The following is a 23254-nucleotide window of genomic DNA, read 5'->3' as shown; positions in this document are numbered from 1 at the left end:
TTTTCGTTATAATAATATAATTGTTAGATACATTTCTATATGTCAACAAAAAATAAAACAAGTCAATTCTCAAAAATTCGTATTGGATTAGCTTCTCCAGAATCGATTCTACAAGAATCTAAAGGTGAAGTTTTAAAGCCAGAAACGATTAACTATAGAACGCACAAACCAGAGCGTGACGGGTTATTCTGTGAGCGTATCTTTGGACCTGTAAAGGATTATGAATGTGCCTGCGGAAAATATAAAAGAATCCGTTATAAAGGTATCGTTTGTGACCGTTGTGGGGTTGAAGTTACAGAAAAGAAAGTTCGTCGTGAGCGTATTGGACACATCAATTTAGTTGTTCCAATTGCACACATTTGGTATTTCCGTTCTTTACCAAATAAAATTGGTTACATCTTAGGATTACCATCTAAGAAATTAGATATGGTAATTTACTACGAAAGATATGTAGTAATTCAACCAGGTATCGCAAAAGGACCAGAAGGAGAAGAATTAAACAGATTAGATTTCTTATCAGAAGAAGAATATTTAGATATCCTAGAAACTCTTCCAATCGAGAATCAATATCTTGAAGATACAGATCCTAATAAGTTTGTTGCGAGAATGGGTGCTGAAGCATTAGAAGACTTATTATCTCGTATTAACTTAGATGAATTATCTTACGAATTAAGACATAAAGCTCATAACGAAACATCTAAACAACGTCGTACTGAAGCGTTAAAACGTTTACAAGTTGTTGAAGCGTTACGTGAGTCTAATATGCATCATGTTAACCGCCCAGAATGGATGGTAATGCGTGTTATTCCGGTTATTCCACCAGAATTACGTCCATTAGTTCCATTAGATGGAGGTCGTTTTGCAACATCAGATTTAAATGATTTATACCGTCGTGTAATTATCCGTAACAATCGTTTAAAACGATTAATGGAAATTAAAGCGCCAGAAGTAATCTTACGTAATGAAAAACGTATGTTACAAGAAGCGGTAGATTCATTATTTGATAATACACGTAAAGCATCTGCTGTTAAAGCTGATGGTAACCGTCCGTTAAAATCATTATCTGATTCATTAAAAGGTAAACAAGGTCGTTTCCGTCAAAATTTATTAGGTAAACGTGTGGATTATTCTGCTCGTTCTGTAATTGTTGTTGGACCAACACTTAAATTACACGAATGTGGTTTACCAAAAGATATGGCTGCTGAATTATACAAACCATTTGTTGTTCGTAAATTAATCGAGCGTGGAATTGTAAAAACAGTTAAATCGGCTAAGAAAATTATAGATAGAAAAGAGCCAGTTGTTTGGGATATTTTAGAAAATGTAATTAAAGGTCACCCAGTTTTATTAAACCGTGCCCCTACATTACACCGTTTAGGTATCCAAGCATTCCAACCGAAATTAATCGAAGGTAAAGCGATTCGTTTACACCCATTAGTGTGTACTGCCTTCAATGCCGATTTCGATGGTGACCAGATGGCCGTTCACTTACCATTAGGACCAGAAGCTGTTTTAGAAGCACAATTATTAATGTTAGCTTCTCAAAACATTTTAAATCCTGCAAATGGTTCTCCAATTACTGTACCTTCTCAGGATATGGTCTTGGGTCTTTATTACATGACTAAGATCCGTAGAACTGATGAGCAATTTACTGTAAAAGGTGAAGGATTAACATTCTATTCTGATGAAGAGGTACAAATTGCTTACAACGAAGGAGCAGTTGATTTAAATGCACCAATTCGTGTAAAAACAACTATCCGTCAAGGAGAAGAGTTAATAGAAAATCAATTAGTTGAAACTTCTGTTGGACGTGTATTATTTAATCAAATCGTTCCAGCTCAAGTAGGATATGTGAATGAAGTTTTAACGAAAAAATCGTTAAGAACAATCATTAACAAAATCATCAAAATTACTGATTTCCCTACAACAGCAGCTTTCCTTGATGATATGAAGCAATTAGGTTATCGTAATGCCTTTGAGGGAGGATTATCTTTCTCATTAGGAGATATCTTAATTCCAGAACAAAAGAAAGACCTTATCTCTGGTGCAATCAACCAAGTTGAGAACATCAAGATGAACTATAACATGGGTCTTATTACAAATAACGAACGTTACAACCAAGTTATTGATGTTTGGACAACAACAAACGCAACATTAACAGAAATTGTAATGAAACGTATGACAGAAGATCAACAAGGATTTAACTCTGTATTCATGATGCTTGATTCTGGAGCGCGTGGATCTAAAGAGCAGATTCGTCAGTTATCAGGTATGCGTGGATTGATGGCTAAACCTCAAAAAGCTGGTTCTACTGGTGGGGATATCATCGAAAATCCAATTATCTCTAACTTCCGTGAAGGTCTGTCTATCTTAGAGTACTTTATTTCTTCGCACGGTGCACGTAAAGGTCTTGCCGATACTGCCTTAAAAACAGCCGATGCGGGATACTTAACTCGTCGTTTAGTTGACGTTGCACAAGACGTTATCGTAATGCACGAAGATTGTGGTACATTAAGAGGTTTAGAAGTAACAGCTCTTAAGAAAAAAGAGGATATTATCGAAAGTTTATCTTCTCGTATCTTAGGTCGTACTTCATTAAATGACATTTATAATCCAGATAATGGTGAGTTAATCATCGAATCAGGACGTATCATAACAGAAGAAGTAGGTGATGCTATTGAAGCTGCAGGTATTGAAAATGTTGAAGTTCGTTCTCCATTAACTTGTGAAGCGAAAACTGGAATTTGTGCTAAATGTTACGGACGTAACTTAGCTACAGGTAAAGGTGTTCAGAAAGGTGAATCTGTAGGTGTAGTTGCTGCACAATCTATTGGTGAACCTGGTACACAGTTAACATTACGTACTTTCCACGTTGGGGGTACAGCAGGTAACGTATCTGAGCAAAATACAGTTCAAGCGAAAGTTGATGGTACTGTAGAATTTGATGATTTACGTACAGTAGAATCTGAAGACGAATCAGGAAACAAAGTAGATATCGTTGTTTCTCGTTCTACAGAGATGAAGTTAATAGATGAATTAGGAAACGTTCGTCAACAAACTAACATCGCTTACGGTACAATCTTATCTATTAAGAATGGAACTAAAGTTCAAAAAGGACAAGAAATTGCAAGCTGGGATTCATATAATGGGGTTATTATTGCAGAAACTGCAGGTAAAATCGAATATGAACAATTAGAGCAAGGTATTACTTACCAAATTGAAATTGATGAGCAAACAGGATTCCAAGAAAAAGTTATTTCTGAATCACGTAATAAAAAATTAGTTCCAGCGTTAAGAGTAATCACTGTAGATGGTGAAGAAAAAACTTACAACTTACCAGTAGGTGCACACTTAATGGTAAATGATGGAGAGAAAATTAGCTCAGGTAAGATCTTAGTTAAGATTCCTCGTAAATCTGCAAAATCTGGAGATATTACAGGAGGTTTACCTCGTATTACAGAGTTATTAGAGGCTCGTAATCCATCAAACCCATCAGTTGTTTGTGAAATGGATGGTGTTGTAACATTTGGTAAAATTAAACGTGGTAACCGTGAAATCATCGTTGAATCTAAAAATGGTGAAGTTCGTCGTTACTTAGTTAAATTATCTGCTCAAGTATTAGTACAAGAAAATGACTTTATTCGTGCAGGTGAACCATTATCAGATGGAGCAATTACGCCAGAAGATATTTTAAAAATCTTAGGACCAACAGCGGTTCAAGAATACTTAGTAAACGAAATTCAAGATGTATATCGTTTACAAGGTGTAAAAATTGATGATAAACACTTCGAAATTATTGTACGTCAAATGTTACGTAAAGTTCGTATTGTTGATTCAGGAGATTCAAGATTTTTAGAAGATAGTTTAGAGCATAAAGACGATTTCATGAGAGAGAATGACGCTCTTTTTGGAATGAAAGTAGTTGAAGATGCTGGAGATAGTACTGATTTAAAACCAGGACAAATCATTTCAGTTCGCGAATTACGTGACGAAAACTCTAAATTAAAACGTGAAGATAAAAACTTAGTAACAGCTCGTGAAGCAATGCCTGCAACAGCAGAAGCAGTTTTACAAGGTATTACAAGAGCGTCTTTACAAACTAAATCTTTCATGTCTGCGGCATCGTTCCAGGAAACTACAAAAGTTCTTAACGAAGCAGCTGTAGCTGGTAAAGTAGATGGTTTAGTAGGATTAAAAGAAAACGTAATCGTTGGACACTTAATTCCTGCAGGAACTGGACTTAAAGAATATCAAAACATTATCGTAGGATCTAACCGTGAATACGAAGAATTAATAAACGCAAAACAAGAATTATAATGTCAGAAAATCAACAAAACGAAGGATTAAACATTGAGTTAAACGAATTAGTTGCTCAAGGTGTTTACGCAACAGGAGCAATCATCAACCACTCACCATCTGAGTTCGTTGTAGATTTCGTACAATTTTTACCAGGTGCTAGACCAAGTGTAAAATCTCGTATCATTTTATCTCCATTACAAGCGAAACAATTATCTCAATCGTTAGCTGAAAATGTAGTAAACTTCGAGAAAAGCTTTGGTGAAATCAAAGAACCTCAAGTAAACAACGGTACAGCTGCTTACGAAGCTTAAGAAAAAACTTCTTAATATTTCAAAAATCCCTCAATCATAAGATTGGGGGATTTTTTTTAGCAATAATATTAATCTGATAAATATTCAGGTGTTTATTTAACGTATTTTACTTTTTTAATAAAATAAGCTAAAATTTTTACGAATAGTTTAATAAAATTAATATCAAACATTTTTATACTATTTTTTTGCATCAAAAAAATGTTTAAATTTGTCTGAAGCAAATAAACACAAGTATGTCTGACTATAAATTAATTCTACCTTCTATGGGAGAAGGTGTGATGGAAGCTACAGTAACTAATTGGTTAAAGAATATTGGTGATAAAATCACCGAAGACGAATCTGTTGTAGAAATAGCTACAGATAAAGTTGATTCTGATGTGCCAACGCCAGTTTCTGGAGTTTTAAAGGAAATTTTAATTCCTGTTGATGGAATTGCTAAAGTCGGAGAACCAATTGCAATTGTAAGTATTGATGGAGTTGTTGAAGAGGAAGAAACGACAACTACAGAAACAGATAAAGAAGAAGTAATAGTAGCTGCACAAACAATAGAAAAAGATGTAGAAACTATAAAATCAGAAACAACTGTTGTTTCTACTGATGATAAATTTTATTCACCTTTAGTAAAATCTATTGCAAAAGAAGAAGGAATTTCTCAAAGTGAGCTAGATCAAATAGTAGGTTCTGGTAAAGAAGGTCGTGTTACAAAAGATGACATTCTAAATTTTGTAAAAAATAAAGGAACACAAACAGCTGCTTCAACTACAGCAGCAGTAAAACAACCTGTTGATGTTTCAAAAACTAGTCCAGCTCCTGCTACACCAACTATAATAAATGATGGTGATGAGATTATAGAGATGGATAGAATGCGTAAACTAATTGCGCAAAATATGCTTCAAGCAAAACAAACTGCACCACACGTAACATCTTTTGTTGAAGTGGATATGACAAATATTGTTTTGTGGAGAGATAAAAATAAGAATGAGTTTGCTAAAAAGTATGGAGAGAAAATTACTTTTATGCCAATTTTTATAGAAGCAGTTACAAAAGCAATTCAAGATTTCCCAATGATTAATGTTTCTGTTGATGGAGATAAAATCATCAAAAAGAAAAATATTAATGTGGGTATGGCAGCAGCTTTACCAAGCGGAAATTTAATTGTGCCAGTTATAAAGAATGCAAATCAATATAATTTAGCAGGTTTAGCAAAACAAGTAAATGATTTAGCAAGTCGTTCTAGAGCAAATAAATTAAAACCAGACGAAATACAAGGAGGTACTTATACAATAACAAATATTGGTACTTTTGGAAATATTTTAGGAACACCAATTATTCCACAACCACAGGTTGCAATTTTAGCTGTTGGAGCAATTGTAAAGAAACCAGCAGTTATTGAAACTCCACAAGGAGATATGATTGCAATTCGTCATAAAATGTATTTATCTCATGCATACGATCACCGTGTTGTTGATGGAGCATTAGGAGGTATGTTTGTAAAACGTGTTGCAGAATACTTAGAAGGTTTTGATATGAATACCCCAATTTAGGATAAAACACTATCTATATAAAAATAAAAAATCGAACTATTAAGTTCGATTTTTTGTTTTTATATGATTATTTATTTTTTCGTTTAAACTTATACGTAAGCATTACTCCACCACGATAAATTAACCATTCTCCACTTTTATTAAATATTTGTGCAGAATCATATCGTTCAGGTACATCTTTTCTATAACCTTTATAATTACCTTCAGAATGTCCTCCTCCTATAAAGGCATCAATTCCCCAATGTTCGTTAATTTGAAATTGATATCCTACGGTTGCACCAGCTACAAAAGCAACACCTCGTTGATATTTATTTGTATTCCAGTAATTCCATTTCTGTATGTCATAAAAACCTAAACCAATATTAGGTCCTACATAAAATTTATTCATAGCAGAACTAAAGTAATATCTACCTTCTAAAAATCCCATGTAAATCTGTAAATGATTATCTGCAAAAGATTTCCAAGGAGAGATTAAAGCATCTGCTTGTACTGTAATATTATTTGTAAATGCGTGTTCTATACCAAAATTGGCAATTCCAATAGGAGCCGTAAGTGCGTTTATTTTTACTTGTGTATCTTTTCTTTGAGCGAAGATTAATGTTGGAAGTAATATCCAAAATAATTTTTTCATTGGTTGAATTTAGTAATTTTTGGGCTAAGGTAAAAAAATGGTTTAAAAATAGAGTATAGTTCGAGGTTTTTTATAACTTTATCCTAATATAAATCACATTATGGCAACTTTATTATCAATTTTAATTATCTTATTGATTTTCGGGCTTTTCGTATCGGTATTTTTCATTATTGCCATATCAGACGCTAAGGTGAGAGAGAAAAATGGACAGCATATTATGGAAAGTTTGCCAGATAATGTTGCAATAAAATCTGTTGTTCGTTATAATATTGGTCGCCCACAAGGTAGATTTTTAAAAATGAAATCTTTCCAAGGAAGTGGTGTATTATATGTCTTAGGAGAAAAAGTATACTTTAAAGATATTTTGGGGAATGAGGATCATGTGTTCGATTTACAAACATGCAAAATGTCTTGGGTAGAAAATAAAATAAACGGAATTACTAACGCATTTAAAATTGCAGATCACGAAGCGATTATATTCTTTTATATAGATAGAGGTGGATTTGTTTTTAAAGCGATAGAAGAAAATATTTCTACATCTGATTTATATCTTCGTTTAAAAGAATTACGTAAAAAAGTAAGATCGGCTAAAAAAGCTGAGTTGGGAGGTGAATAACTAAACCAGCTCTAATACCATTCATATTTTTGAAATCTTTGTTTTCTCTAAATTCGAAAGAATATCCAGCATTAAATTCTAAAATACTCAAAATTGCAATTCCAGCTTTTGGTGTAATTGTCCATGGAGAAACTTCGCCACGAATTACATAGAATGCAGAATTAAAATGAGAGCTATATGGATCGGCAGTATTATTTCTGAAGTTGAACATATAACCTGCACCTATCTCTGGAATTACTCTAAACTTATCTTGCATATATCCTAAATTGGCATTTGCACTAAATGTCAAAATATTATTGTTTTGTTGAACTAGAAATAAATCTGTTCCAACTTTCCCATAATTACCATTCCAGGTTTCATATCCTAAATTAATTGTAAAGTATTCCGTTAACTCTTTCTGAGCTTTAACTTGAAAACTAAATAGAAGAATGAATAATGCAATAATTTTTTTCATGGTGTAAAATTAATCTATTTTAGATAAATATTAATTAAGAATTAAGAATTAAGAATTAAGAATTAAGAATTAAGAATTAAGAATTAAGAATTAAGAATTAAGAATTAAGAATTAAGAATTAAGTTGTGCCTTAAACACATTACCACATTACCACATTACCACATTACCACATTACCACATTACCACATTACCACATTACCACATTACCACATTACCACATTACCACATTAACACTTAAACACATTGCCACATTACCACATTACCACATTAACAAATTACCACATCAACACATTAACACATTAACAAATTACCACATCAACACATTAACAAATTACCACATCAACACATTAACAAATTAACAAATTACCACATCAACACATTAACAAATTAACAAATTACCACATCAACACATCAACACATTATTAGAAATATCAAAATCTAATATCTCGTATTTACAATCTCAAATCTATATTACAAAAAAAATAACCGGAAGAATGATCTTCCGATTATTTCTAAAAAACTAAAAGTTACAAAGATAAAATTTTTACCTTATCCATGTAGAAGCCCATGGATCACTTATTGAAGTTCGATTTTCCTCTATAAAGTCCATTAACCAATGCACATTATTAGTAATTCCACATGAATGATACATCTTAGGCCAACCAACAGCACTTGTTTGACAAGATACTTCCCAATTCCAAGTTCCAATTGGTCGAATAGTAGGATTATTCATAAAATCTTGAACAGCCCCAGCTCTGTGCCAAGTTGCAGAGCCTCCGTTTACATTTCCTCCACTTCTTAATGCAAGTATAGCTGCACCACCTGGTTGCGAAGTTATTTTATGAGCATAATTTGTTGGAGAATTACCCGATCTTAATTGTACTTGACTACCAGTATTTGCAATTAAAGTAACAGTTGTACGAGGTAGATATCCATTATCAGTTGGTTCAGAAATAAGATTTCTTGCAGTTTGACCTGTTCTAGAGGTAGATCCATTACGAGCTACTAAAGCCCAACCTCCACCATCAGTCGTCATATCACAATATAGTCTATTAATATAAGGAGAAGTATTCACGTTTTTATGTAAATCAAAATAATATAAACCACTTGGTGTATCAGGTATCTTTTCTAATAATTCCTTACAACTTCCAAATGGACCTAAATAAATCCAACATCCTGTGTTTGTAACAAAAGTTACAGATCCATTGTTACGACCTGTATAGGTACCAGATAATGTATAGGTAATAGTCCCGGTAGCGGAAACAGGACCACCAGTGTATGTTAATGTTAATCCATCTTTTGTAATTGTTTCTGCAGGTATATCACAATTAGATTCGGTATCGTCTGTGTAAGGAATAGTATAGGTACCTGTATATGATTGCCCAGAAATTAAACCATTTAATTTATATTCTTCTGGTATTACAGATTCATTCCAAGATCCTTGTGTACAATTGTAGATTGGACTTGGTGCTACATTTACAGGAGCTGAGTATTGTAAATCTAATTTTGTCCAAGTACCTGTTAAAATTCCACAATCAGCAGGGGCACCAGATAATCTATACGTAAGTTCTACAGTGGCACCTGCATTTAAAGTAGCCGATGTAGGAGATACAGAGGTTGCTGTAATTCCTTCTATACCAGAAAGTACTAAATCACTAGGTGAAAAGTTAACAGTTACAGGAGAATAGCCTTCGTTAGTAACAGCAATTCTAAATGTATTGGCAGCTGTCATCGTAACACCTTTTTTATAATTGCTTGTAAAAGATTTGCCTATAGGAATATAATTTAATTTAAAAGCATTTCTATCAGTTGCTTTTAAAATACAAGAAGACCATTTTTCTATACTATCATTTGCTGTGTTTGTTTGGTAATATCTTATACAATCGTCTTTACTATCATACATTATAGTTCCAAATGCGATATTTCCCCCTTGTGGATTTATCATGTTATCAGGAGAATCATTTGTTGGTAATACTAATCCGAAAATAGCAGTAGTTGGGTTATTAATGTCTAAAGCACCTCTAGGAGTTGTAGTGCCTATTCCCACTTGGCTAAATGATAAATAGCTAAGATGGAGAACTAAAAATAATAATATTTTTTTCATAGTTGGTAGTGTTAAGTTAAAATTATGTTTCTTCAGAATTTTAATTTGGTAAATGCAAAAGCTCTTGTTGGTTGAGAGAACTTTTGCATACCAAAAAAATTGTTCGTTATTATCTTACCCATACTCTATGGAGTGTACTGCGAGAAGCATTACTAGGAGCATCATCTACTTCCCATCTAGAACTAGCACTTATACTCCAAAGGTTAGTTGCTACAGGTGTCGGAGAGAAGTAGAAAGGGTGAAATGTTAATTCGAGATTAGCACTAGAATTAAAAAATGTATTTGCTGCTGCAGGTAAAATACCTGTATGCCCATCAAGTGGTGTAAATGAATTTTGTAAACCACTTGCATTTCCTACTCCAGTAGTAAATTTAGTTATACTACCAGTATGAGCAGTTTTAAAATGGATCACCCTGTTATGTCCATTTGTAATTCCGTAGAAACGATATTCTGAAGGTCGTAAAGCGGTTTGTAAAGCCCTGTTTACATGGCCCCAAAAAGTTTCATTCCCAGCTTCATTACCTCCTAATGTAGAATTTCCTATAACTGGTAAAGTAGTTCTAATAGAAACAGCAGGATTAGTACCACCCAAATGTAAGTAATTTAAGACCATAGTCCATCCCCCACCATCTGTTGTCATATCGCATTGTGCGCTTAATGTTCCGTAAGTAGTCCCTTGTTGATCAACATCTATTCTATATACCCCATCTGGTGTGCCAGGTAATTTTGTTAGTATATCTTTACAAGAACTAGATGGACCTAAATAAATTTGGCAACCACTTGCGGTAACAAATGTTGCTTGTGCTTGGCTTTCAGAACCAGTATAGGTACCCGTTAATGTATAGGTAATAGTCCCTGTAGATGAAACAGGACCACCAGGATAGCTTAATGTTAAGCCATCTCGTGTAATTGTTTCTGCAGGTAAATCACAACTAGAAGCATCGCTACCTGTGTAAGGTATCGTATAAGTACCTGTATAGGATTCACCTGGTACTAAACCATTTAATCTATATTCTGGTGATACCGTATTTCCCCAAGTTCCAGATGCACAAGTATAAGTTATGTTTGGTTTTACAGTCGTACTTGCTGTGTATTGTAAATTTAGTTTTTTCCATGTACCAATTAATGGTCCACAGTTTGTAGGTGTCCCAGTTAATGTATAGGTTAACAATTGTACTTGTCCTGGGGTTAATGTAACTGTTGTTGGTGATACAGCAGATACTTCTATCCCTTCTATCCCAGCAAGTATTAAATCTGTTCGTGCTAAGCTTATTGTTACAGTAGTAAAAGATATATTTGTAATGGCAACTCTAAACGTGTTAGCCGATGTCATAGCAACATTTTGGGTATAATTACCTGTAAAAGCAGGGGGGACAGCAATATAATCAATAGACGGAGGGTTTTCTCTGTCTGTAAGTAAACAATTTGACCATCTCGCTTCAGAAACATCATTTTGTATGTTTTTCTCATAGTATCTTATACAATTAGCAGAACTGTCGTACATCATTGTTCCAAACGCGATACTTTCTCCTTGTGGATTTTGTATGTTTGTAGGAGAAGCATTAGTAGGTAATACCAGTCCATAGATATTAGTAAGTGGGGTATTAATATCTAAATCTCCTCTAGGAGTTGTAGTACCTATACCCACCTGACTAAACGATAAATAGCTAAGATGGAGAACTAAAAAGAATAATATTTTTTTCATAGTTGGTTATGTTGGTATTAAACAATAATTTTTAATGTTAATCTTGTTTTTATTGTAATGTGTTGTATTTAGCCAATTAGAAATGTCGTTTCATGATCTCATTTAGTTAAAAATCAAAGAGAAGTTAATGATACTTCGACAGGCTCAGCATAACAATTTTTACATTTGTTGTTGATTTATCTAAATTGAATTAAGATTATGTTTCTTAAGAATATTAAATAATGTTTTTACTTAGGTAAGTGCAAAAGCTCTTTTTATTGATAAAGAGCTTTTGCATCCCAAATGAATTGATAGTTATTATCTTATCCATGTAGAAGCCCATGAATCACCAGAAGAAGTTCTATTCTCTGTTATTACATCCATATACCAATGTACACTGTTAGTATTTCCACATGCATGAAACATTCTAGGCCAACCTGCAGCAGTAGACTGACAGGATACTGCCCAACTCCAAGAACCTGTAGGGCTAATAGTAGTATTATTCATAAAATCTTGAATAACTCCACTTCTATGCCAAGTTCCAGAGCCTGCATTTGTATTGTCTGAACTTCTTAATGCAAGTATAGCTGGACCTTCTGGTTGAGAAGTTATTCTATGTGCATAATTTGTTGGAGAGCTACCCGATCTTAATTGTACTTGAGTACCAGCATTTGCTATTAAAATAAGAATTGAACGAAATATATAACCATTGTCAGTAGGTTCAGAGATAGTGTTTCTTCCTGATTGTCCAAATCTAGAACTTGAACCATTACGAGATACTAAAGTCCAACCACCACCATTTGTCGTCATATCACAATATAAGTTATGAATGTAAGAACTAGTAGATACACCTTTATATAAATTAAAAGTATATACACCGCTTGGTGTGCCAGGAAATAAATTTATTAATTCTTTACATGAACGGCATGGACCTAAGTATATTTGGCAACCACTTGCTGTAGTAAAAGTTATAGCCCCATTATTAGGACCAGTATAGGTACCCGATAATGTATAGGTAATAGTCCCTGTAGGTGAAACAGGACCACCAGTGTAGGTTAATGTTAACCCGTCTTGTGTAATGGTTTCTGCAGGTAATTGTAATTCACAATCAGATTCGCTACTACCCGTATAAGGTATGGTATAAGTACCTGTGTAAGATACGCCTGGTATTAATCCGTTTATTCTATATTCAGGAGCTACAGTGTTATTCCAAGAACCTAAGTTACATTGGTAAGTAGGATTTGCAAGAACATCTACAGTTGCAGTATGGTTTAGTTTCATTTTATTCCAAGTACCCGTAAGTGTTCCACAAGTTGTAGGCGTGCCTGTTAATCTGTATGTTGCTAGAGCAGTTTGTCCTGGCTGTATAGTGACAGTAGCAGGGGCTACAGATGCAACAGATATGCCTTCCACCCCAGAAAGTTTAAGATCGAAGGTAGATAAGGTAATAGATACAGCTGTAGGCGACTCATTTTTTATACCTACCACATAAGTATTAGCAGTTGTCATAGCAACATTACTTTTATATGTACCAGTAAATGTACTTGCTTGTTCTACCTTGCTAATGTTAAATAGACTACCGTTTTCTGTTAGTAAACAATTAGACCATGCAGATTGTCTGTAATGTCTTATACAATCGTTTGAGCTTTCATAGATAGTTGTAGCAGGAGCTATTGCTCCACCACGAGGATTAACAATATTTGTTACAGAAGAATTTGTAGGTAACACTAATCCGTATGTGTTTGTTGTAGGTCGGTTAATATCTAATGCACCTCTTGGTGTTGAATTACCGATTCCGACTTGGCTATATGAATGATAGGCAAGATAAAGGAAAAAAAAGAATAGTATTTTTTTCATAGTTAGTATTTTAGGTTTGGTTTGGTAAAAATATAACGTTTTTTGTTATAAAACAAAAAAAAACAATAACATATTAAAGGTTTTATGAATTATGGGTTATGAGTTGTAAGGAGGTAAGTGTTTAGGTGTTTAAGTGTTTAAGGGGAAGGGTAAACGCTGAATGCTTAAAGGATAAAGCTGTAAGGTTAAAAATCATAATGTAATTTCTGTCTTTTCGAGTGTTTTTTCGAAATGAAAATGGAGAAAAATTGTATCGAGAAATTAGACAAAAATACCAATCTCGAGCTCCCAATTTCAAATTTATAAAGTTATGAGTTATGAGTTGTAAGGGGAAGGGTAAAGGTAAACGCTGAACGCTTAAAGGATAAAGATGTAAGGTTAAAAATCATAATGTAATTTCTGTCTTTTCGAGTGTTTTTTCGAAATGAAAATGGAGAAAAATTGTATAGAGAAATTAGACAAAAATACCAATCTCGAGCTCCCTATTTCAAGTTTATAAAGTTATGAGTTTTGAGTGGAAAAGACAGAAAATTACAGTGTAACCTCTAACCCTTAAAAAATTAAACACTTAACCTTTATGTTTAATTCCTTAAACGAATTATTGTTTTATGTGAAAAATAGATTACATTTGTTCAATAAACCTTAACCTTAAAAACCAAATAATATGAAAAAATCTACAATTAGACTTTTTATATTGTCTAATGTCTTATTATCTAGTGTAGCTTTTTCCCAAGTCGGAATAAATACAGAGACACCTCAAGCAACGTTAGATATTAATAGTCCTGGTAATACTGCTGCAACCAAATCCATGAGGATAAATAATTCCAGTGCTACCGAAACGGTAACAGTAACCGATCAAGGTAGAGTGGGGATAGGATCTACAGTTCCAGCTGGGCAATTGCATGTTGTGACAACTGCGGCTAATGGTATTATTTCGGAGAGAGCAAATACAGGTGCTACGGCTCCTTCTTATATTTCTTTAAGAAAAAATAGATCTGTAGATCCAGCTATAAATGGAGCAGTTGCAGCGAATGATATATTAGGTGTAATTAGCTTTGCAGGAAATACAGGAAGTGGCTATGTCGGAGATGCATTAGGTTCAAATTCAAGTATACAAGTTGTTGCTGCACAAGATTTTACAGCTGCAACACAAGGAAGTAGTATGTTATTTTATACCGTTGCTAATGGATCTGCATTAAGTGCTGTTAGAATGACAATTTCTTCTGAAGGTTTGGTGGGGATAGGAAGAACGCCAACAACCAATAGATTAGAGGTAAATGGAGAGGCTTCAAAAACAACAGCAGGAGCATTTATAGCGAATTCGGATGCACGTTTAAAAAAGGATATACAACCAATTTCTGGTGAAGAAGCATTAAATAAATTAACCAAATTAAAAGGTGTAACCTATTATTGGAACGATGATAAAACAGGAATAGATAGACCAAAAGAAAAACAAATTGGTTTTATAGCGCAAAATATACAAGAAGTATTCCCAGATAAAGTAACAACAGATAAACAAGGGTATTTACAAACGGCTTATGGCGATTACGATGCGATTTTTGTAGAATCTATAAAAGAATTAAACAATAAAGTGATCAAATTAACTGGCAGATTAGAAAATTTAGAAAAAGAAAATAAAAAGCTGAAAAAAAACGAATAGATACTTTACTTGTTAAATGTGAAGATCATATTATCTTGTTTTTTTACATCTAAAATAATAAACCTAAAACCAATATGTATTATGAAAAAATCTATAATTAGACTTTTTACCTTATCCAGTATATTATTATCAGGTTTTACTTATTCTCAGGTTGGAATAAATACTGCAACACCTCAGGCTACATTAGATATTGTTGGTGCTGGTAATACTGCTGCAACTAAATCAATGAGAATAAGCAATTCCGATAATACAGAGACGGTAACCGTAACCGACCAAGGTAGAGTGGGAATAGGAAGAACAGCTCCTGCTGGTCAATTTCATGTTGCAACAACAGCTGCTAATGGTATTATTTCGGAGAGAGCAAATACAGTTGCTACGGCTCCTTCTTATATTTCTTTAAGAAATAATAGATCTACTGATCCGGCTGTGGATGGAGCAGTTGTAGCGAATGATGTATTAGGTGTAATTACCTTTGCAGGAAATACAGGAAGTGGTTATGCCGGAGATGCGTTAAGTTCAAACTCTAATATACAAGTTATTGCTGCACAAAACTTTACACCAACTGCGCAAGGAAGTAATATGTTATTTTATACCGTTGCTAATGGATCTGCATCAAATGTTGTTAGAATGAGAATATCTTCTGAAGGTTTGGTGGGGATAGGAAGAACGCCAACAACTAATAGATTAGAGGTGAATGGAGAGGCTTCTAAAACAACAGCAGGAGCATTTATAGCGAATTCGGATGCACGTTTAAAAAAGGATATACAAACAATTTCTGGTGAAGAAGCTCTAAATAAATTAACCAAATTAGAAGGTGTAACCTATTATTGGAACGATGATAAAACAGGAATAGATAGACCAAAAGAAAAACAAATTGGTTTTATAGCGCAAAATATACAACAAGTATTCCCAGACAAAGTAACAACAGATAAAGAAGGGTATTTACAAACGGCTTATGGCGACTACGATGCGATTTTTGTAGAATCTCTAAAAAAAATAAATGATAGAATTACATTGTTAACTGGTTTAATAGAAAAACTGGAAAAAGAAAATACTGAACTAAAAAATAAAGAAAAGAAAAATAAAGAAAAGAAATAGGTTATTTTTTATTGAAGATTATAAATATGTAGAAACATAAATGACTTAGGAGAAATCTTAAGTCATTTTTTATGAGTTATGAGTAGAATGTATAGATTACATCTCACACGTTTAATTGATAACCTGTAATTACCATTTAGTAAATACTTTATAAGTTGTAAAGTATTGAAAATCATTAGTTATTTATTGTTTTTTTAAATAAAAATATATACATTTACAAAATCTTAACTCTAATACTAATTTAATGAACAAATCTACATTTAGACTTTTTGTGTTGTCTAATATGATCTTATCAGGTATTGTTTTTTCCCAAGTAGGAATAAATACCGCAACACCTCAGGCAACATTAGATATCTTAAGCACAGGTAGTACTGCTGCAACAAAATCAATGAGAATAAGCAATTCCGATAATACAGAGACGGTAACAGTAACCGATCAAGGTAGAGTAGGAATAAATAGAACAGCTCCAGCTGGTCAGCTTCATGTTTCTACAACTGGACCTAATGGAATTATTTCAGAAAGAGCGAATACAAATCCTAATTCTCCACCTTATATTAACTTTAGAAGAAATAGATCTAGTGACTTAAGTACAAATGAAGCAGCTGCTGTGAATGATATATTAGGCGCTATAACTTTTTCTGGAAATACAGGGAATGGTTATCAAGGAGATCCTATACATACCAATTCAAGTATACAGTCAATAGCAGCTGAAAATTTTTCAACAACTAATCAAGGAAGTTTATTAAAATTTACTACAGTTGCAGCAGGTACTATTACTAGTAATGTTGGAATGACAATTACTGACAGAAGTAGAGTGGGAATAGGGACAGAGACTCCAAATGGTCAATTACATATTTCTACTAACTCTCCTGAAGGAATTATATCAGAGAGATGGTCGATTGATAATGCTCCACCCTATTTAATTTTAAAGAAAAATAAAGCTTCTACTGCTAGAGAGAATGGAGCAGTAGCTGCGAATGATGCTTTAGGAGCACTTGTTTTTTCTGGAAATACTGGCGATGGTTATTCAGGAGATGTAAGAAATTCTAATTCGTCAATATTAGTATCAGCTGTAGAAAATTTTAGAGAAACGGCTAAAGGAAGTCTTATGGAATTTAGGACAGTTCCTAGAGGATCTGTGATTAATGCGCTTAGAATGACAATTACAGATCAAGGTAGAATAGGAGTAGGGACAGGAACACCAGCTGGACAATTCCATATTAATACAACAGCTGCGAACGGAATTATTTCAGAAAGGTCAAATAATGGCCCAACTAACCCTCCTTATATTTCTTTAAGAAGAAATAAATCTTCAGATACAAATGTACATGGTGCAGTTACAACAAATGATATATTAGGTGCGATTACGTTTGTTGGTAATACAGGAAGTGGTTACCAAGGAGATCCAATACAATCAAATTCAAGTATACAATCAATAGCAGCAGAAACTTTTACAACAAGTGCACAAGGAAGTTCTTTACGATTTCATACTGTTCCTTTAGGAACTATAGTTACTCAAGCAAGAATGATCATTTCTTCTGAAGGTTTAATTGGGATGGGAAGAGCAGCTGAGACAAATAGATTAGAGATAAACGGAGAAGCTTCTAAAACAACAGCAGGTGCATTTCTTGCAAATTCAGATTCACGTTTAAAAAAGGATATACAACCAATTTCTGGAGAGGATGCGTTAAGTAAATTAACTAAGCTAGAAGGTGTAACGTATTATTGGAACGATGATAAAACTGGGACAGAAAGACCAAAAGAAAAACAAATAGGTTTTATAGCGCAAAATATACAACAAGTATTTCCTGAAAAAGTAACAACAGATAAACAAGGTTATTTGCAAACGGCTTACGGAGATTATGATGCTATTTTTGTAGAGTCTATAAAAGCATTAAATGAAAAAATAAAAGTGATAGAAGCAGAATTAAATGCTTTAAAAAAAGAAAATACTTATCTAAGAGATGAGAGAAAGAAATAGGTTTTTATGAAGGGGGTTGGTTATGTCTTCATGTAATAAATGGCTTGGGAGGAATCTCAAGTCATTTTTTTATTTGTAGAAATTAGAAGTTAGAAGTTTTGAGTGATGTGTTGGAAGGCTAAACGCTGAACGTTTGAAGAGATTAGAGTTGTAAGGTGTAGTTTTCTGTCTTTTCGAGTGATTTTTCGAAATGAAAATGAAGAAAAATTGTATCGAGAAATTAGACAAAAAAAACAACCTCGAGCTTCCAACTTCAAATTTAAAAGTTTTGCCGAAGTGTAGTTTCGATAAATGGGTTAAGGCTAAACGCTGAACGTTTGAAGAGATTAGAGTTGTAAGGTGTAGTTTTCTGTCTTTTCGAGTGATTTTTCGAAATGAAAATGAAGAAAAATTGTATCGAGAAATTAGACAAAAAAAACAATCTCGAACTTTCAATTTCAAATTTAAAAGTTTTGCCGAAGTGTAGTTTCGATAAATGGGTTAAGGCTGAACGCTGAACGTTTGAAAAGATTAGAGTTGTAAGGTGTAGTTTTCTGTCTTTTCGAGTGGTTTTTCGAAATGAAAATGAAGAAAAATTGTATCGAGAAATTAGACAAAAAAAACAATCTCGAATTTCCAATCTCGAACTTTCAACTTTCAACTTTCATTTTTCAATTTTAAATCATATTCAAAACCTTTCACTTCTTCAATTAAAAAAATATTTTTCTGCAGTATAGTTTGTAATTAAAAAATATCCCATATATTTGCAACCCAAATGCATAGTGCATTTTGGTAAAAGTTTAATTTTAAAAGTAGTGTTAACGCGCTATACTATAGAATTATATTATGTATACAGATCCAATTTCAGATTTTCTAACTCGTGTTAGAAATGCAATGATGGCAGGACACAAAGTTGTGGAAATCCCTGCGTCTAAATTAAAAAAGGAAATTACTAAAATCCTTTTTGAACAAGGTTACATCTTGAACTACAAATTCGAAGGACAAGACAAACCTCAAGGAACAATTAAAATCGCTTTAAAGTACGACAAAGTTACTAAAGAGCCAGCTATCCGTAAAATTAAGAGAGCTTCTACTCCAGGTTTACGTCAATATGCAGGATCTAAAGAATTACCTCGTGTATTAAACGGTTTAGGTATCGCGATCATTTCTACTTCTAGAGGAGTTATGACAGATAAGCAAGCACGTCAAGAGAATGTTGGTGGTGAAGTTTTATGTTTAGTTTATTAATCATTTAAAAAATTAAGAAATTATGTCAAGAATAGGACAATCACAAATCAATATCCCTTCAGCTGCAGCAGTTGAATTTAAAGATAACGTAATTACTGTAAAAGGTAATAACATCGAAATGACAAGAGAATTAAACGAAGGATTTGATGTAAAAATCGAAGACGGAGTTTTAACTGTAGTTCGTCCAGATGATTCTAAAACAAACAGAGCTTTACATGGTTTATACCGTGCGTTAATCAACAACATGATTGTTGGTGTGACAGAAGGTTTCAAAAAACAATTAGAATTAGTTGGTGTTGGTTACAGAGCATCTAACCAAGGACAAAAATTAGATTTGTCATTAGGTTTCTCTCACAATATCGTAATCGAATTACCTCAAGAAATTAAAGTTGAAACTTTAACAGAAAAAGGTAAAAATCCTATTATTACATTATCATCTCATGATAATCAATTATTAGGAATGATTGTAGCGAAAATTCGTTCTTACCGTAAGCCAGAGCCTTACAAAGGAAAAGGAATTAAATTCGTAGGAGAAATTATTAGAAGAAAAGCAGGTAAATCTGCATAAAAATCATTGAAAAATGGCATTATCTAAAGTAGAAAAAAGACAAAAAATAAAAAGACGCGTGCGTCGAAATATTTTTGGAACAGAAACTAAACCTCGTTTATCAGTTTACCGTTCTAATAAAGAAATTTACGCTCAAATTATTGACGATAACAGTGGAGTTACTTTAGCTTCTGCATCATCTCGTGAAAAAGGTGTTAATGTAGAAGGTACAAAAAGTGAAGTATCTGCATCTGTAGGTAAAGCTTTAGCAGCAAAAGCTGTAGCTAAAGGAATTGAAACTGTAGTTTTTGATCGTAACGGTTTCGTGTATCATGGTAGAATCAAAGCTTTAGCAGATGGTGCTAGAGAAGGTGGATTAAAATTCTAAAAAAGAGAAAGAAATTATGTTAGGATTTAAAAACGTAGAAAGAGTAAAACCAACAGGATTGGATTTAAAAGATCGTTTAGTTGGAGTACAACGTGTTACAAAAGTAACAAAAGGAGGTAGAGCATTTGGTTTTTCTGCTATCGTAGTAGTTGGAGACGGAAATGGAGTAGTAGGTTACGGATTAGGTAAATCTAAAGATGTTGCTTCAGCTATTGCTAAAGCTATCGAAGATGCTAAGAAAAACTTAGTACGTGTTCCTTTATTTAACAACACAATTCCTCACGAACAAGAAGCTCGTTTCGGTGGTGCGCAAGTATTCATCCGTCCAGCAGCAAAAGGTACAGGGGTAATTGCAGGAGGAACAGTTCGTGCAGTATTAGAGTCTGTTGGTGTACATGATGTATTATCAAAATCTAAAGGATCATCTAACCCTCACAATGCAGTAAAAGCTACATTCCGCGCTTTATTAAGCTTACGTTCTGTAGAAACAATTGCACGCCAAAGAGGTATTTCTATAACTAAAGTGTTCAACGGTTAAAAAAAAGTATCATGAGCAAAGTAAGAGTAAAACAAACACGTAGTGCTATCAACCGTGATAAATCTCAAAAAGCTACATTAGTTGCTTTAGGATTAAAGAAGTTGAATCAAGTAGTTGAGCACGAATCAACTCCTCAAATCGAAGGAATGATTCGTAAAATTCAACACTTAGTAGTAGTAGAAAGAGCTTAATCGCTTTTAACCTTTAAAAGATTATTAAAATGAATTTAAGTAATTTAAAACCAGCAGCTGGTTCAGTAAAAAATAAATTCCGTAAAGGTAGAGGTGAAGGTAGTGGAAACGGTTTAACAGCAGGTCGTGGACACAAAGGTGCTAAATCTCGTTCTGGTTATTCAAGAAAAATCGGATTCGAAGGAGGACAAATGCCTTTACAAAGACGTTTACCTAAATTTGGTTTCAAAAACATCAACCGTGTTGAGTATACAGGAATCAATTTAGACACTATTCAACAATTAGTTGATAACAATAAAATCACAGATACTTTAAATAAAGAAACATTAGTACAATTAGGTTTAGCTCACAAAAACGACTTAGTGAAAATCTTAGGACGTGGAGAGTTAAAAGCTACTGTTAATGTTACTGCAGATAAATTCACTCAATCAGCTCAAGAGGCTATTGAGAAAGCAGGAGGTAAAGTAGAATTAGTTAACGCTTAAGAATATATTTTATAGATGAAAGGGTTTATACAGACCATAAAAAATATCTGGAGCATAAAAGAATTGAAGGATAAGTTACTTGTAACTATCCTTCTATTATTGGTTTATAGATTCGGTTCTCATATTCCACTTCCAGGTGTCGATATTAACGAAGTTAATCGTTTTATAACAGACCAAGAAAATGCAAATTCAGGAATTTTAGGATTATTAAACTCTTTTACCGGAGGTTCTTTTAAAAGAGCTTCCGTATTTGCGTTAGGAATTATGCCTTATATCTCAGCTTCGATTGTTGTACAATTGATGGGAATGGCAGTGCCTTATATCCAAAAACTACAGAAAGAAGGAGAAAGCGGTCGTAACAAAGTAAATCAAATTACAAGATGGTTAACAATTGGTATATGTTTAGTGCAAGCACCAGCATATTTAACATTGGTAACTTCTCAGATTTTACCTTATGATCCAGCTTCATCGTATGCTATCTATGTAATTCCTCCAACCAACTTTTGGTTTTGGTTCCCTTCAACAGTTATTCTGATTACAGGAACTATTTTTGCCATGTGGATGGGAGAAAAAATTACTGACAAAGGTATCGGTAACGGTATATCAATCTTAATTATGGTTGGTATCTTAGCTGATTTACCAAAAGCAATTTTCAATGCATTTGAAGTAGATCCTTCAAATGGTATTTTCTTCTTGATAGAAATGCTAGGTTTAATCCTAGTTATTGCAATGTGTATTATGATTGTTGCAGCAGTGCGTAAAGTACCAGTGCAATATGTAAGAAGAGCGCAAACTTCTAGTAGTTCTTATATGAGATCGGTTACAGATTCTGTACGTTCTTATATTCCTCTAAAAGTAAATGCAGCTGGTGTAATGCCAATTATCTTCGCGCAAGCAATTATGTTTTTACCAGGAACATTAGCAAACTATTTCTTAGACGACACAAGTTCAGTAAAACAATTCTTTGCGAAAATGGCAGATCCATTTACGTGGGAATATAATTTGATCTTCGGTTTACTAATTATTATCTTCACTTATTTCTATACTGCGATTACAATCCCAGTAAATCAGATGGCTGAAGACTTAAAACGTAACGGTGGAATCATCCCTGGAATACGTCCTGGAAAAGAAACTGCAAATTTTTTAGACGAAATTTTATCAAAAATTACGTTACCTGGAGCAATTTTACTAACTTTGCTTGCTGTTTTGCCAGCTATTGTAAAATTATTAGGTGTTGAACAAAGCTTAGCTATGTTCTTTGGAGGTACTTCAATGTTAATTATGGTGGGAGTTATCTTAGATACTGTTCAGCAAATTAATACGTATTTATTAAATCATCGTTACGATGGATTAATGACTTCTGGTAGAACATCAAGAGATATCTAATAAGGTTATTATTAAAAAGATTTATGGCAAAACAAAAACATATTGAACAAGACGGTACGATTACAGAAGCATTATCTAATGCAATGTTCCGTGTCGAATTAGAAAATGGACATGTAGTAACATGTAATATATCTGGTAAAATGCGTATGCATTATATTAAGCTTTTACCAGGTGATAGAGTTAAAATAGAGATGTCTCCTTATGATTTAACAAAAGGTAGAATATCTTATAGATACTAAAAAAATATTTAACG

At 33.4% G+C, this 23254-nt stretch carries 20 protein-coding genes; 15 read left to right on the top strand and 5 right to left on the bottom strand.

The window, feature by feature from the left end; genetic code table 11:
- The first annotated feature begins 39 nt into the window (after positions 1-39).
- From rpoC to BUA86_RS00185, 3 genes are all read left to right on the top strand, one after another.
- Positions 40-4317 carry a DNA-directed RNA polymerase subunit beta' gene (gene rpoC, locus BUA86_RS00195; protein WP_072928734.1) on the top strand — a complete coding sequence of 1426 codons (4278 nt, stop codon included), beginning with the start codon at positions 40-42 and terminating at the stop codon, positions 4315-4317.
- Entirely contained in the window at positions 4317-4610 is a 294-nt protein-coding gene (locus BUA86_RS00190) for a DUF3467 domain-containing protein (protein WP_072928732.1), read from the top strand. The genes rpoC and BUA86_RS00190 overlap by 1 nt, the downstream gene beginning before the upstream one ends.
- A 233-nt stretch (positions 4611-4843) precedes the next feature.
- Positions 4844-6154, top strand: coding sequence for a dihydrolipoamide acetyltransferase family protein (locus tag BUA86_RS00185; protein WP_072928730.1), 1311 nt, complete (start codon positions 4844-4846; stop codon positions 6152-6154).
- Positions 6155-6221: 67 nt separating this feature from the next.
- Here BUA86_RS00185 and BUA86_RS00180 read toward each other — a convergent pair whose 3' ends face one another.
- Complete coding sequence (locus tag BUA86_RS00180) at positions 6222-6785, bottom strand: DUF3575 domain-containing protein (RefSeq protein ID WP_072928728.1); 564 nt, start codon at positions 6783-6785, stop codon at positions 6222-6224.
- A 100-nt stretch (positions 6786-6885) separates the two neighbouring features.
- Here BUA86_RS00180 and BUA86_RS00175 point away from each other — a divergent pair, with 100 nt between their 5' ends.
- Entirely contained in the window at positions 6886-7401 is a 516-nt protein-coding gene (locus tag BUA86_RS00175) for a hypothetical protein (protein ID WP_143147207.1), read from the top strand.
- Here the strand turns inward: BUA86_RS00175 and BUA86_RS00170 are convergent.
- The 4 genes from BUA86_RS00170 to BUA86_RS00155 all read right to left on the bottom strand — a co-directional run bounded on the left by BUA86_RS00170 (position 7373) and on the right by BUA86_RS00155 (position 13500).
- Positions 7373-7855: a hypothetical protein gene (locus BUA86_RS00170; protein ID WP_072928726.1), complete on the bottom strand. Its 483-nt coding sequence runs from the start codon at positions 7853-7855 to the stop codon at positions 7373-7375. The genes BUA86_RS00175 and BUA86_RS00170 overlap by 29 nt on opposite strands.
- Before the next feature lie 544 nt (positions 7856-8399).
- Complete coding sequence (locus BUA86_RS00165; RefSeq protein ID WP_143147206.1) at positions 8400-9959, bottom strand: fibrinogen-like YCDxxxxGGGW domain-containing protein; 1560 nt, start codon at positions 9957-9959, stop codon at positions 8400-8402.
- A gap of 109 nt (positions 9960-10068) precedes the next feature.
- Positions 10069-11664, bottom strand: coding sequence for a fibrinogen-like YCDxxxxGGGW domain-containing protein (locus tag BUA86_RS00160; RefSeq protein ID WP_143147205.1), 1596 nt, complete (start codon positions 11662-11664; stop codon positions 10069-10071).
- 297 nt (positions 11665-11961) lie between these two features.
- A complete protein-coding gene (locus BUA86_RS00155; RefSeq protein WP_072928723.1) occupies positions 11962-13500 on the bottom strand; it encodes a fibrinogen-like YCDxxxxGGGW domain-containing protein in 1539 nt (512 codons plus the stop codon).
- Between the two features lie 664 nt (positions 13501-14164).
- On the opposite strand from BUA86_RS00155, the gene BUA86_RS00150 reads away from it, so the two are divergent.
- The 11 genes from BUA86_RS00150 to infA all read left to right on the top strand — a co-directional run bounded on the left by BUA86_RS00150 (position 14165) and on the right by infA (position 23240).
- Positions 14165-15160 (top strand): tail fiber domain-containing protein, encoded by a 996-nt coding sequence (locus BUA86_RS00150; protein WP_072928722.1) that lies wholly within the window; start codon positions 14165-14167, stop codon positions 15158-15160.
- Between the two features lie 81 nt (positions 15161-15241).
- Positions 15242-16258 (top strand): tail fiber domain-containing protein, encoded by a 1017-nt coding sequence (locus BUA86_RS00145; RefSeq protein WP_072928721.1) that lies wholly within the window; start codon positions 15242-15244, stop codon positions 16256-16258.
- 244 nt (positions 16259-16502) lie between these two features.
- Positions 16503-18239 carry a tail fiber domain-containing protein gene (locus tag BUA86_RS00140; RefSeq protein ID WP_083580255.1) on the top strand — a complete coding sequence of 579 codons (1737 nt, stop codon included), beginning with the start codon at positions 16503-16505 and terminating at the stop codon, positions 18237-18239.
- An 825-nt stretch (positions 18240-19064) separates the two neighbouring features.
- On the top strand, positions 19065-19466 hold the full coding sequence (gene rpsH, locus BUA86_RS00135) for a 30S ribosomal protein S8 (protein WP_072928719.1): 402 nt from the start codon (positions 19065-19067) through the stop codon (positions 19464-19466).
- Positions 19467-19488: 22 nt separating this feature from the next.
- Positions 19489-20034, top strand: a complete 546-nt coding sequence (gene rplF / locus BUA86_RS00130) for a 50S ribosomal protein L6 (RefSeq protein ID WP_072928718.1) — start codon at positions 19489-19491, stop codon at positions 20032-20034.
- A 13-nt stretch (positions 20035-20047) separates the two neighbouring features.
- Positions 20048-20401 (top strand): 50S ribosomal protein L18, encoded by a 354-nt coding sequence (rplR, locus tag BUA86_RS00125; protein ID WP_072928717.1) that lies wholly within the window; start codon positions 20048-20050, stop codon positions 20399-20401.
- Positions 20402-20417: 16 nt separating this feature from the next.
- On the top strand, positions 20418-20939 hold the full coding sequence (gene rpsE, locus BUA86_RS00120) for a 30S ribosomal protein S5 (protein WP_072928715.1): 522 nt from the start codon (positions 20418-20420) through the stop codon (positions 20937-20939).
- 11 nt (positions 20940-20950) lie between these two features.
- A complete protein-coding gene (rpmD, locus tag BUA86_RS00115; RefSeq protein ID WP_072928713.1) occupies positions 20951-21130 on the top strand; it encodes a 50S ribosomal protein L30 in 180 nt (59 codons plus the stop codon).
- A 29-nt stretch (positions 21131-21159) separates the two neighbouring features.
- A complete protein-coding gene (gene rplO / locus BUA86_RS00110) occupies positions 21160-21615 on the top strand; it encodes a 50S ribosomal protein L15 (protein WP_019974182.1) in 456 nt (151 codons plus the stop codon).
- 15 nt (positions 21616-21630) lie between these two features.
- Positions 21631-23001 (top strand): preprotein translocase subunit SecY, encoded by a 1371-nt coding sequence (gene secY, locus BUA86_RS00105; protein ID WP_072928711.1) that lies wholly within the window; start codon positions 21631-21633, stop codon positions 22999-23001.
- Between the two features lie 23 nt (positions 23002-23024).
- Entirely contained in the window at positions 23025-23240 is a 216-nt protein-coding gene (gene infA / locus BUA86_RS00100) for a translation initiation factor IF-1 (protein WP_019974180.1), read from the top strand.
- Positions 23241-23254 lie beyond the last annotated feature (14 nt).

Source organism: Chishuiella changwenlii, from assembly GCF_900142565.1.
GTDB lineage: Bacteria > Bacteroidota > Bacteroidia > Flavobacteriales > Weeksellaceae > Empedobacter > Empedobacter changwenlii.
Note: the sequence above shows the minus strand (reverse complement) of the source record. Positions and strands in the feature narration are given on the sequence as shown.